We start from the raw sequence: 13432 nt of genomic DNA on the forward strand, positions 1-13432 counted from the left end.
TTATTTCCGTTTCAATTCATTTTGAAAGCGACTGTGTTGAGTCAGCGGCATATTCTGCCTTACTTGCTGGTTGTGTGACAAATCTATCTCCGCCACCAGCAATCCTACTTGGTCATTCAATTGTTGGTGAACGCGCCCCCAAGGGTCAATCACCATGGATTGTCCCCAAGTTTGGCGACCACACGAATGCGTCCCCGTTTGCCCGCAGGCTAGAATCCAACATTGGGTTTCAATCGCACGTGCTCGAAGTAATACTTCCCAATGCGCTTCTCCCGTGACAGCGGTAAACGCAGCGGGCACCACAATAACTTGCGCTCCTGCTAAGCGTAGCGCTTTAAACAATTCAGGAAAGCGTACGTCGTAGCAAATACTTAAGCCTACCGTACCAATATTGGTCTCTGCCGTCACGATGCGATTGCCAGCGGTAAAAGTATCCGACTCGCGATAACTGCCGTGCCCGTCAGCGACATCCACATCAAACATATGCAGCTTATCGTAGTGAGCAATGCACTCGCCTTGCGGTGAGAAAACCAATGTCGTGGTAGTCACACCTTGTTCAGTACGAATCGGCATGCTGCCCACGATTAAAGTCAGTTGGTCGTGCTGTGCGATCTCAGATAAGCGCTGTTGAGTCGGACCGTCACCCAAAGTTTCTGCGTTCTGGTGATACGCCTCTCGGTTAGCAAATTGTGTGGTATTTTCTGGTGTCACAACCAGCTTCACACCTTGCTCAGCTGCCAATGCACATTGCTTGGCAATGAAGTCCAGATTCTGCTCGATATCTGGACCCGATGTCATTTGAATGATGCCAACACGTTCCATGTATTCAATTCCTTGTTCGTCAGAAGACTGACCACGTAATTACTTCGCTTGCTCACGCAGTTTTTCTGGCAACTTGTATTCACCTTTGCTTCGTGAAATCTCTTTTACGGTAGGTGAATCTAGCGGGCCTTTCACCTCGTAGTTTACTTGCGTGAAGACTTCCACTACAGGAGAGATAACGGTCGAAATCGCCAGTACGTACAACGCCGTTTGAGGCGCTACCGCAAAGGCCGTCAACATAGGCAAACCCGAAGTAATATCCGGAGTGAAGTTCACTTCTGCATCCACCAAACGTGTGTTCATATTGGCAATGCCGCGGATCTTCATCTCACCCGCTAACGCATCCATCACAATATCGTTGGTGATAAACACGCCATCTTGGATTTTGCCTGTACCCGTAATTGAGTTGAATGCCATCCCTTTGTCGAACACGTCAGTAAAGTCGAGCTGCATCTTACGAATAATCGAATCAAGACTAAACAGCCCCAGTAATCGCGCCGCGCCACTCACTTCGGTGATCACGCCTTTACCAAACTCGGTAGAGACATCCCCTTGCAAGCTTTGCGTTTTCATCGACCAAGGTGCGCCATCCCAATCAAGGTTGGCATTGATTTCAAACGGCGCTTGCTGGATACCTGAAGTGATACCAAACCGCTCCATTAAATCACTGTTGTTTTCACCCTTCACTTTCATGGTCAGGTTTGAATGACTGCGTTCTTTCGTCAGCTCCCACCAACCACTCATATCAACGCGGTTTTGGCCACTGCTAAAGTTCACATTCTTCCATTCAAGTCGGTTGTTGCCACGTTCAACATCCACGTTCACCTTACCGACCTTGTAACCTTGCAGCCAAAAATCATCGATGCTCAAGGTTAAGTTTGGCATCTCTGCATGGAACTTGCGGTCAAAGTTTGAGATAAGTGGCGCCGTTTGATCTTCGCTAGCAAACAGAGAACTGCGCTCCTTGGTCATCTCATCGAAGCCCGGAATGTACAAGTGCAGGTGATCCAATGAAACAGACAGATCATACGGTTTGAGGTAATTGGCTTTACCTTTGACCTCTTGGCTATCGACTTCAAGCTGCCAACTTAGGTTCTTCTTACGCGCATTTAAGTCGACGTCGTGGAACTCAATACCACCGAGCTCTAGGTTTTGCACATCCATACTGACGCGCGTTGGCAACGGAATCGTCGGCGTTTTCATACTCGACAATACTGATTGCGTCGTACTTTGTGGAACGTGCATTAAGTCCGCCCACTTATCGAGGCTCAAATCATCTAAACGAATCGAAGCGTCGTGCCCCACAACTGGGCTGATCTTGAAGCCACCATTACCAATAACCAGATTAGTCGCGGTTAGCTGAGGTACATCGCCAGAGATATCGATTTCCGTCTGGTACTTCGCATTAGGGATTTGTAATCGAGCCGAGATGCTTTCTTGGTTGCCAGAAGCTTGCAGTTTCGCTTGTCCTTTCTCACCACGTTTTTTCGCCAATGGATATGGGTATTCGCTCGCGAGCTGACTAAGTTGAGCAAGCACATCGACTTGGTATGTAAAGCCGACATCATTAAGTTGTAAATCGATGTCCATTTGCCACGGCGCATGACCAGAAACCAAACTTAACCAACGCTCGCCAAGGTAAGGTTTAAGTGGGTCCACCTCCCAATCACCAAGGGTATTGATGGTTACGTTATAGCCTTGCTCAGCGTTCTCACCTCGGAAGTCTAGTGAGATTGGTTGCTTCAACAGCTCCGCTGACAAGCCAGATGTGGTCACTACATCGTTATCGAATTTAATACGCCCAGTTGCATTTTCTAACGTCATCGGCGGCGCATCGATATCTACGCGGTTGTTCTTAAGATCGGCATACCCCCAAGCTCTCGCATCTCGGTCTGAATCAAATGGGATATTGAGTTGGAACTCAGAATATACCGGACCACTGACTTGCAGCGCGGTCAAGGCTGCGCCAACAGAGTCAACTAATGGCGTTGCCATCATGTAGTCACGAACTTCATTACCCGGAGCACTAGCCTTGGCTTCGATTTCAATATGACCACCTTCTGCAAGCTCCGGGATACGCCCTGTGATTCGCTTCGCTTTCACACCATTTAACGTGGCAGACTTCGAATCTAGGTACATGGCGTCATTTTCAAACAACAAATCGAGCTGTAAATCTGTGATGGTCGGCCAAGCAGTATCGAAGCTGAACTTCGCGTTCTTCAATCCAACCCATGCTTGGAACATGCCGTTATGCTCTTTATATGGGAAGTTAGCCAACTCGCCATACCAAAGCAGTTTTGCGGTATTGACCTTACCACCTTGAATCGCGGTAGATAGGTAGTCCGTGAGATCTTGCCCAAGCGCTAAAGTCGGAAGGTAGCGCCATGTTTCACCTGCGTTGTAGAGGTCAGCTTCAGCATAAAACGAAAGGAATGGGCTTTGCTCTTTCGGGAAATCGAGGCGGAATGCGCCCAGCACTTGTAAGTCAGGTGTCGCCGCCGTCACTTTATCGGACCACAAACGCCAGCCATCTTCATCTTGCTGCCAAATGATGTCGACTTCACCTTGTTTAATGTTCAGTGGCGCTTGGAATACATCTCCGTAAGGGAAGACATCATCAATAACGGTAACTTTCGCTTTTGCCTGTTCTAGGTTACCCGATACTTTACCTTGCACATGACTAAAGCCAGGAAGCAGTTCCCATTGCGTTAAGCCCAGTTCATCTAACTCAGCAGAGTAACGCAAGGTATCTAAGCCGCCATTCATTGATAAACGAATGTCTTCCACTCGTCCTTTTGGTGCCAGCTTGTTGAGTACATCGGTGGTGGACTCAGACTTTGGCGCCAACTTAACCAGTGGTGTTAACGCTTCAATATCTAATTGGGAAAGGTTGAGTAACCAACCATCCGGTTGCCAATCAAAGGCAACATCCAACTCTGGCCATGGTCTGTCATCCGTGCGAATTTGCAGTGAGTGACCATTTACTTTCCAGCCTTCTTTATCAGGAGATAGCTTGAAAATGCCAGATTCTAATAGCAGGTCATGACGACCATTTTCGTCCCACACTAACTCGGAAGGTTGTAAGTCGACATAGGCATAACTTGGTTGACTGCGATCGAGAGTCAGCCAAGTGTTCAAGCTGACTTTGCCTGACTCAACGCCAGACTCATCTTGCATGTAAGTGGTTAGCCAAGGCGTTACCGAGACGTCTTTCGCGCTGACATAAAACTCACCCGACACATCACGCAGAGAACCGTAATCTTTGAAGTTAGCGCGTACTAACAATGAGTTGAGACTTGCGTCCGCAATGCTTACCGTGCCCTCTGCTAAATGGTGCTTACCTTGGTTACTCCAACGTAATTGCTCGATATCCAAACGGCGAGTTTCACCTGAAACAGATTTATACCAAATGCGAGAATCTGTGATGGTGAAGTCTTCAAACTGACGTAGCAACAGGGAGTCTAATTGGTCTATCAGCTTGGTTTCATTTTTGCTGACATTCGCTTGCGGCTCTTTGTCTTCTGATTTCGACAAAAGATCGACTGTGCGGATATCTAACGCTAAATCATCGATCGTTAAATCAGCGACAACCGGTTTAAAACTCAGAAGAGATTGAATCAAATCGAATTCAATATGGATTTCATCCACTGCAAAACGAGCGTCTTGGTTATTAGGCAGATTCGCTTCTAAACCTTGCAGGGCGATAGAGGGATGGCTGTTACGCCAAGAACCAGCAACGCTGGTAATAGAAAAGTCAAAACCTGTGCCTTGCTTGACCCAGGTTTTGATCTCATCTTGGAAGTGGTTAAGTTGTGGCAATGCTACGCGCAGTGTGGTTACTAAGATGGCCAGAAGCACCAACAGAGTAACTAAAGTCCACGCGCAGAAACGCCCGAAACGGTTAAAACCAGAATTCACAAATTTTCCAATTACATCATGACGACGTCAAACTGCTCCTGAATGTACAGGGGTTCAGCTTGAATACGAACTTGCTTACCAATAAATACTTCGAGTTCAGCCAGTGCGTGTGATTCATCACCCAGTAGTGTCTCCGCAACGTACGGTGACGCGTACACAACAAAGTTGTCTGCATCGTAAGCACGGTTAACACGGGTAATTTCACGCAAGATCTCGTAACACACAGTTTCGACAGTCTTCACGCTGCCGCGACCTTCACAAGTAGGACAGCTTGAACACAGGATATGTTCAATACTTTCGCGCGTGCGCTTACGAGTCATCTCCACTAAGCCTAGTTGAGTAAAGCCATTAATGTTGGTTTTCACTCGGTCTTTTGATAGTGCAGCTTCAAGAGAACTTAGAACGCGCTTACGGTGTTCATCCGATGCCATATCGATAAAGTCGATAATGATGATGCCACCAAGATTACGCAGACGAAGTTGACGTGCGATTGCTTGCGTCGCTTCAACGTTGGTATTGAAGATGGTTTCTTCTAGATTGCGACGACCAACAAACGCGCCGGTATTGATGTCGACCGTAGTCATGGCTTCCGTTTGATCGATGATCAGGTAGCCGCCGGACTTAAGCTCGACTTTACGTTCAAGAGAGCGTTGGATTTCGTTCTCTGTGTCGTACATATCGAAGATAGGCTTATCGCCTTCGTACAACTCAAGCTTCTCTGTCAGCTCAGGCACATATTCAGAGGTAAACTCTTTCAGATTCTCGTATTCAAGGCGAGAGTCGACCATGATTTTGTCAAGCTCAGTGCCAACAAAATCACGTAGAATGCGCTGCGCTAAACCTAGCTCACCGTACAAGGTAGAACGGGTTTTGTATTTCGAGCGACGCTCCATGACTTTCAGCCATAAGCGCTTCAAAAATGCCGCATCTTGAGAAAGCTCTTTTTCGTCTGCACCTTCTGCGGCAGTGCGAATGATGAAGCCGCCATGCTCATCACAGTAGTGATTGACAACTTTCTTTAAACGCTCGCGCTCAGTTTCACTTTCAATACGCTGAGAGACACCGACGTGACTAGCACCCGGCATAAAGACAAGATAACGTGATGGCAAGGTGATATCGGTTGTCAGACGTGCGCCTTTAGTGCCCAGAGGATCTTTCACCACTTGCACAACGATGTCCTGACCTTGGCGAACCAATTCAGAAATATCACGGACTTGGAATTGTTGCTTTTCGTTTTCTGCCACACATTCGGTGTGCGGAACGATATCTGACGCGTGTAAGAACGCCGCTTTATCAAGACCAATATCAACAAACGCCGCTTGCATGCCTGGCAATACTCGGCTCACTTTGCCTTTGTAGATATTGCCAACAATGCCACGGCGTGATTCACGTTCTATATGAACTTCTTGTAGTACTCCACCTTCAATCATGGCCACACGAGTTTCACTCGGGGTCACGTTTAGCAGCAATTCTGCACTCATGTGCACACCTCAAAACAATTATAAAAATTCTTGAATTAGCTGATCGGTTTCGAACAAAGGTAAGCCTACTACGGCGTGATAACTGCCTTCGATTCGGGTGACGAAACGCCCACCGAGTCCTTGAATACCATAACTTCCAGCTTTATCGCATGGTTCGCCTGACTGCCAGTATCGTTCTATTTCTTCTTCAGTCAGTGTTTTGAACCACACGTCAGTGATCACGACCACTGAATGTTGTTGTTCTTTTGATACGACGCTCACCGCAGTCATCACCTGATGCTGACGACCGGACAAATTGCTGAGCATGCGTTTTGAATCTTCGAAATTTTTAGGTTTTTCTAACACGTGGTTATCGCATACCACCACGGTATCTGAGCCCAATACAACGGAATCAGGCTTAGCCATCGCTAAGCCTGCTTGAGCTTTTTCCAGAGAGAGACGCAAAACATAGTCTTTTGCTTGCTCATGATCTTGTTTGGCTTCCTCTATATCAGGAAGCACAATATCAAAGTCATAACCTAATTGAGCAAGCAACTCTTTTCTTCTCGGAGAACCCGATGCGAGAACGAGGGATAAGCCCTTTTTCACAACGCTACCTTACGTGCCATGCGCGACGGACGCGTCGCATAAGTAAAAACATCCATGGCCAAAGTATACAGTTTATTGCCGCTGTCCACAGAGATAATGGATTAAATACTACGTCTTGGTTCAAATATTCCCCACAGAATATGAGAAGTTCCAGTAGCACAGTAAAAAAGGCAATCAAGATAGATTGTTGCCAAAGCGCCATGTTACGGATCACCAAGAAATTCAAGGCCACCAAATAGATAATGATCGACATCATCATCCCTCGGATCCCGAGCGTCGAGCCAATCAATATGTCCCACAACAAACCTAAGATCAAAGCGGTACCGACGTTAACACGGTGAGGCAATGCCAACACCCAGTAACAGGCCACTAGAAACAGCCACGACGGACGCAGCAAATCGAGCACGCCCGGCCATGGAATAGTTTGTAAGACTAGCGCAACAAAGAAGCTAACGCCGATGACCATTCGGCTTCTAAATACACTATTGGCCATCGGTTACCTCTTGCTCTGAACCTTCTTCGACATTGGATTGCAGTACTTTGTGTTGACGATCTTCATTCGGCCAAATCAACAGCAAGTAGCGCAGGCGATCAAACTCAACCACAGGTTCAGCTTTGATCGATGCAAACTCTTGGCGAGTGTCATGATCGACATTCGTGACGGTTGCGACTGGGTAGCCTTCAGGGTAAATACCACCGAGCCCCGACGTCACTAGCAAGTCGCCCACTTGAATATCTGTACTGGTTGGGATGTGTTCCAGTTGGATTTCATCCACTTCACCGTTACCGGAAGCGATCACACGAATATCGTTACGAATCACTTGAACTGGAATCGCGTTTTTCGCGTCTGTTAGCAACAATACGCGTGCGTTGTGCGCTGCAACAAACGTTACCTGACCAACGATACCTTTCTCGTTAATAACAGGCTGACCAACGTAAACACCATCAATACGACCTTTATCAATCACCACTTGGTGGCGATACGGCGAGGTATCTACAGCCATCACTTCTGTGACCACTTTCTTTTCGTCACGGACGAATGAAGAGCCGAGCAGTTTACGCAGGCGTTGATTTTCTTCTTTATATTGGTCGAGCAAGATCAGCTCGCTCTTCAGGCGAAGCACTTCTCGCTTCAAACTGCGATTGCCTTCAATCAGTGCCTGACGAGTGTTTAAACTCTCGAACATTCCATCGAACATGCTACGAGGCAAATTAGCTGCGTATTGAATTGGCGCAACCATACTGTTCAATAGGTATCGGACGTTGGAAAACGTATCTAGACGGTTATCAGCCAGCATCAAGCTCGCCGACACGATGACAGCAAAAAACAGACGTAATTGCAGAGATGGGCCTCTGCCAAAAATCGGTTTCATCTTGTTTTTAACCTGATTGCTACCATGATTATTGAGCCTTACTTGGCAACCAGAGAATCTGACATGAAGAGATTCTAGGTATGGAGCAGATTGAAATTACATAGAGCGGAAATGAAGGTGAAGCCCATGTGGACTCCACCCTGCATTTTATTCTTCAGAGAATAGATCGCCACCGTGCATGTCGATCATTTCTAGAGCTTTACCGCCGCCACGAGCCACACACGTTAGTGGGTCTTCAGCGATAACGACTGGAATACCAGTTTCTTCCATTAGTAGACGGTCTAGGTCTTTAAGTAGTGCACCACCACCTGTTAGTACCATACCGTTTTCAGAGATATCAGACGCTAGCTCTGGTGGACATTGCTCAAGAGCAACCATCACTGCAGATACGATGCCTGAAAGTGGCTCTTGCAGTGCTTCTAGGATTTCGTTTGAGTTCAGGCTAAAGCTGCGTGGTACACCTTCTGCAAGGTTACGCCCGCGAACTTCGATCTCTTGAACTTCATCACCAGGGTATGCAGAACCGATTTCGTGTTTGATCTTTTCAGCCGTTGCTTCACCGATCAAGCTACCGTAGTTACGACGTACGTAGTTGATCACAGCTTCATCAAAGCGGTCACCACCGATACGTACAGAAGAAGAGTAAACTACACCGTTTAGTGAGATAACCGCAACTTCCGTTGTACCACCACCGATATCGACCACCATTGAACCTGTTGGCTCAGATACACGAAGGCCTGCACCGATTGCCGCCGCCATTGGCTCATCAATTAGGTAAACTTCACGCGCACCAGCACCTAGTGCAGATTCTCGAATCGCACGACGCTCAACTTGAGTAGAACCACAAGGAACACAAACCAATACACGTGGGCTTGGTTTAAGGATGCTGTTGTCATGCACTTGCTTAATGAAGTGCTGAAGCATTTTTTCTGTTACGTAGAAGTCAGCGATAACGCCGTCTTTCATTGGACGGATAGCTGAGATGTTGCCTGGAGTACGACCAAGCATCTGTTTTGCCGCATGGCCTACAGCAGCAACGCTTTTTGCAGAACCTACACGATCTTGGCGAATAGCAACTACAGAAGGTTCATCAAGGACGATGCCCTGTCCTTTTACGTAAATTAGAGTGTTGGCAGTACCTAAATCGATAGATAGGTCGTTAGAAAACATGCCACGAAGTTTTTTAAACATATTCTTCGCTCATCCTGCAAAAATTTAGAAGACAAAAATTGTCCTAAATGTACCAATGCCTCGCTGTCACAGCAAGGCATTGGTACACAAACATGAGCAGAAAGCCTCAATTTCTTGCAGTTTCCTTACTTAACGCAAGAAACCGAAGTTTGTTATTGTCCGGTCAACCCCGGTTCACCCCGATAAATCACGCGGTCATTACCACGGTGAATACCAAACGTGACGACCGATGATGGGTTTTCTTCGGCATTATCGTTGTCCCAATCGTATTTGAGCCATGGGATTGCATTTAGAACACCATCAAGCTGAAGCCACACACGAGTTTGTTGACGGTAAGACTCCGCCTCCATTGCAGTAACTGAACGAGAATAACCTGAACTAACTCGACCACCAGCCCCTAGAGAAACAACCTTAGCAGTATTATCTGTAGGCCAAATATGTACCTGAGAGCCATCTTCAGTTTCCCCAAGTACACTAGTTTGACTATCATCAGAGTTGGCGATAAAACGGCTGCCATTCCAGTATTCAACTCGAAGTGGTACTCGCAATGTCGTACCTTGGTTACCGCCAACATCATCTAGGTCGACACGACCAAAACGGATATCTGGTTGTTCGACTAAGCGTGAGTTAGTGCCTTTTTCAGTATCAATAATGTACTCAACGGGGTCTGCATTATTGGTGTACACCAAGCCAATCTCTGAGATTGCAGTACCAATTTTTGAGTTAAATGGCCCATCAGGGTAATTGCCGCCAATATCTTTGTTCCAGCATGCACTTCCGATACACTGACCACTATTACCAATTGAAAAGTCTCCGATACTTTTATCAGATTCGTTGCTCCAGTCACCAGCGCCAAAATCGGGCGCATCAAAGCGAGCGGAATAATCGTCAATATCATCGAGGTTGAATTCCGCTTTTGTAACAAAGTCTGCATAGTTCTTAATCGCAGCTTTGTTAGCATTCAAAGCTTCTACGCTGAACTCGACCCCATCAAAAGGCTGGTTCATGTAAACAAAACTTAGCTCATCAGGGTAAGTCCAAGAACTGTCCACAACCTTAAAATATTTAGGATAGAAACGACCAACGGTGACGTCATATTCATCTAGTTTCTCTCCCAAATACGTTGCTTTAGTTTTAAGGTTTAAAGCGCCAACTTCATCCCAAACGTATTCAACTGTTTTACCCGTTTTAGCTTCTTCCGAACTAAAGTCTAAGCTTGAACCTTTACTTGGGTCTAAGTTGGCGATATCACCACCCGATGGATACAAGACAGAAAACTCAGCATCAAGTGGTGCAGCCGTATTTGAATCAGAGAAATAGTTTTGTGTCAGTGGGTATTCACAAACATTGGTAGCATTACCACGTGAGTCGCTATGAACGACTGGTTTATAGGTCACATTAAAGCTTTCAGCAGAGGCAATAAAGCCATCACCAGTAGCTTGTGTCGCAGGGTTAGCTTTTCCACCATTTTTCGCCACAATATTACATGCGGCAATTTTCCATGGTCGAGACTTAACGCTGAATGAGCCATTGAGAACCACTGATTCTTGCTCACCTTTCTCTTCATCCGGAGCGATTGGACACCCATCTGAGTACTGAGGATCACACGTGAAATTCGCATCTTCGAGTTTGATTGTGTACAAGCCCGACTCCATTAGCTTAAAGGTATCTGATGTCTTGCCTTGCTCTGAGTCAATAAATTTAGGCTCATAGGTTAATAAGCTCTCGTCACTGCGCCCGTCAGCTGGTGTTTCGATTTCCAACTGAACACTTGGTGAGCCCGTGTAACTTTTCACTACCGTTTGCTGGCCATCGCTACAAGCTAATACTCTTGTTTCTATTTGATAATTTTTACCAGCTACGATTGTTTGGTCATCTACGTCAAACTTGAATGGTACAAATTTGAAGGTAGACGTCTGCGTTTTTGATGGATCATTGTCCACCGTAACCTTTAACGTATATTCGTCATTAAGCTCAATACCATTTTGATCTGTAACGGTAACTTGTAGCTTCAACTTACCAAGCTTCGAAGACACATTGCTTGTAGTAAAGCTTGGGTAAGTACCAGTACCTGTGCTATCAGCAACCTCTACAGAGAACTTATCGGCATCAGGATAAACCTGCACAGTAACCCCTGTACTTTCCGCATAGCCATCATTCTTGGTTTCTATTTCAAAGCTAGGTTGCTCTGTCCCGCACATCAGCGCATATTGTGTTGCTGGTGATAGCGTTACTTCATAGTTGTCAGAAGGCGTAAAACAGTGGTTATCGGTCGCTATAATTTGTGAGCTGTTGTTCATCTGAATTCGTCTTGCAGTGATCGCACCATTTACAATCGTTGAGTTGCTCAGGTAAACATCTTTTTCACTATACAGTAGACCTGTAAAAACTGCGTTTTGACTAAGTACAACCTGCCCATCACTTGAACCATGTACAAGCACAACTAACTCAGCGTCTCCCACTTCACCAAAGTGGCTATCGTTATTACTTATCGATAGGCTTTTTGTATGGATAGTAACTTTCTCTCCATCAGGTATTTCAATGACTCCTGAATTGTTTAAGTTGATACTCCCCACCCAATAAGTACCTGTTTTAAAAGTTACCTTGCCTTTACCTACAGTTAGGGTGCCAATCACCTCATTATTGCTAAACTCACGCTCATCTTGCCATATATTCACATTAGTCAAGTTCGGGTCATCAGGAGACCGAAAACTTTCAAGCTCCTGTTTTTTCACTCTCAAACCTGAGTCACCCAGACAGCTTTGACCATCACAGTTAGCTTGGTTATGCATCGTAATATCTGCTGGGCGGAAACCAACGTAACGCTTACCGTTACTTAATTGCGCGCCAGAAATTTTAGCAGTATTACTCATCTCAAGCTTGGCATTATTATTTGAATCCCATGTTTGAGCTGGCGAAGGGAAAAGTTCACAAACCCCATCAACTGGAGGTTTATCAAAAAGGAAATAGGAGAATGGCTCGACAACGTGACCACGTTCCGAGTCTTTTTGCATATCTTCTTCATTGATCAGTGCGACGCCTGTTTTCGTTACAGAACAACGACGTAACCAACCACCATTGTTACCATTACGAGTTCTTTTAGACGCAAGCAACACAGGTGCCGACTTAAATCCAGAAACAGGAAAGTCACTAACCTGCAAACACCCTTCTGTGATTGGTTTGATGACGTTATCATCCAAGTCCCCTAGAGTGTTTCTTGTTGAACCATCACCTAACCAAAATTTACGGCCATTTACGAAACCCTGCCCTAAACCCGCAACAAAACCAACTTCTTCCGAGTGTTTTAACTCAGCGTTCTTTGTTACTTCTGAACGGTCAAGGATTAGTGAAAAGCCTTGTGTGGTCGGATTCAAAGCAATAGAACTTAACCAAAGAGGTTGATTATCTTTGTAGTTATTTTTGGTTTGGAGTTGAACCAAAACTCCAGGAGCGGAAGCAAACTGCGTGTTAAGACCATAATTGCGAAATTTAACGTCTTTGCTTCGATACGTTGAACCACCGATATTCGAATAAGTAAGGTTAGAGCTTACCTTACCTGCTACGATCATTGCATCGCCGTCAAACTTAATCACGCCAGGTTCAATAACTAGGTAATCAATGTCTTCCATTGGCGCGTCAACAAAAGTAACTCTTTCACCTTGGTTGTTATTGTTTGTACATTGCCACTTTTTCTTGCTTGAGTTATATCTCAAACGTTTACAGGCGGCGCTATGAGGTGGAAACAACTGCTTCACTGTGGCCTGAGTTTTTGACTTTGACCACACTCGTAAATCTGACGGGTATTCTGTTTTCTTTTGAGAAAAGTTCGACATTGAGGCGTCAATCGTCGACATCACAAAGACTAACGGTTCTTCGTCGTAAGTATTTTGGAACTTGATATCACAAGTGACACCTCGCTCATTGTTTAATACCTGACAGTCTTCAGCAGGGATTGTGCCGAATTCAAACTGAGGGTTGTTATTGACAGCAGCAAAACTCGCAAAAGAAGAAAGCAAAAGTACTTTAGCAAGTATTAACGTTATTATTTTTCTCATTATT

8 protein-coding genes are annotated in these 13432 nt (G+C 45.7%); all 8 read right to left on the reverse strand.

Going from position 1 to position 13432, the window contains the following annotated elements:
* Positions 1 to 822, reverse strand: a complete 822-nt coding sequence (locus tag VCHENC03_RS03045) for a carbon-nitrogen hydrolase family protein (RefSeq protein ID WP_009707644.1) — start codon at positions 820 to 822, stop codon at positions 1 to 3.
* 39 nt (positions 823 to 861) lie between these two features.
* Positions 862 to 4740, reverse strand: coding sequence for a YhdP family protein (locus VCHENC03_RS03040; RefSeq protein WP_009707645.1), 3879 nt, complete (start codon positions 4738 to 4740; stop codon positions 862 to 864).
* A gap of 11 nt (positions 4741 to 4751) precedes the next feature.
* Complete coding sequence (gene rng / locus VCHENC03_RS03035; RefSeq protein WP_005438152.1) at positions 4752 to 6221, reverse strand: ribonuclease G; 1470 nt, start codon at positions 6219 to 6221, stop codon at positions 4752 to 4754.
* An 18-nt stretch (positions 6222 to 6239) separates the two neighbouring features.
* On the reverse strand, positions 6240 to 6809 hold the full coding sequence (locus tag VCHENC03_RS03030) for a Maf family protein (RefSeq protein ID WP_009707646.1): 570 nt from the start codon (positions 6807 to 6809) through the stop codon (positions 6240 to 6242).
* Between the two features lie 4 nt (positions 6810 to 6813).
* Entirely contained in the window at positions 6814 to 7302 is a 489-nt protein-coding gene (gene mreD, locus VCHENC03_RS03025; protein WP_020195896.1) for a rod shape-determining protein MreD, read from the reverse strand.
* Positions 7292 to 8182, reverse strand: coding sequence for a rod shape-determining protein MreC (mreC, locus tag VCHENC03_RS03020; protein ID WP_009707647.1), 891 nt, complete (start codon positions 8180 to 8182; stop codon positions 7292 to 7294). Before mreC ends, mreD begins: the two co-directional genes overlap by 11 nt.
* 147 nt (positions 8183 to 8329) lie before the next feature.
* On the reverse strand, positions 8330 to 9373 hold the full coding sequence (locus VCHENC03_RS03015) for a rod shape-determining protein (protein WP_005381144.1): 1044 nt from the start codon (positions 9371 to 9373) through the stop codon (positions 8330 to 8332).
* Between the two features lie 152 nt (positions 9374 to 9525).
* Positions 9526 to 13428: a DUF6701 domain-containing protein gene (locus VCHENC03_RS03010; RefSeq protein ID WP_009707648.1), complete on the reverse strand. Its 3903-nt coding sequence runs from the start codon at positions 13426 to 13428 to the stop codon at positions 9526 to 9528.
* Positions 13429 to 13432 lie beyond the last annotated feature (4 nt).

The organism is Vibrio sp. HENC-03, assembly GCF_000305755.2.
Taxonomy (GTDB): domain Bacteria; phylum Pseudomonadota; class Gammaproteobacteria; order Enterobacterales; family Vibrionaceae; genus Vibrio; species Vibrio owensii.

Bases quoted from the DNA above. Each gene is read 5' to 3' on its own strand.
- VCHENC03_RS03045 (WP_009707644.1), bottom strand. From the start codon at position 822: ATGGAACGTGTTGGCATCATTCAAATGACATCGGGTCCAGATATCGAG.
- rng (WP_005438152.1), bottom strand. From the start codon at position 6,221: ATGAGTGCAGAATTGCTGCTAAACGTGACCCCGAGTGAAACTCGTGTG.
- mreD (WP_020195896.1), bottom strand. From the start codon at position 7,302: ATGGCCAATAGTGTATTTAGAAGCCGAATGGTCATCGGCGTTAGCTTC.
- mreC (WP_009707647.1), bottom strand. From the start codon at position 8,182: ATGAAACCGATTTTTGGCAGAGGCCCATCTCTGCAATTACGTCTGTTT.
- VCHENC03_RS03015 (WP_005381144.1), bottom strand. From the start codon at position 9,373: ATGTTTAAAAAACTTCGTGGCATGTTTTCTAACGACCTATCTATCGAT.
- VCHENC03_RS03010 (WP_009707648.1), bottom strand. From the start codon at position 13,428: ATGAGAAAAATAATAACGTTAATACTTGCTAAAGTACTTTTGCTTTCT.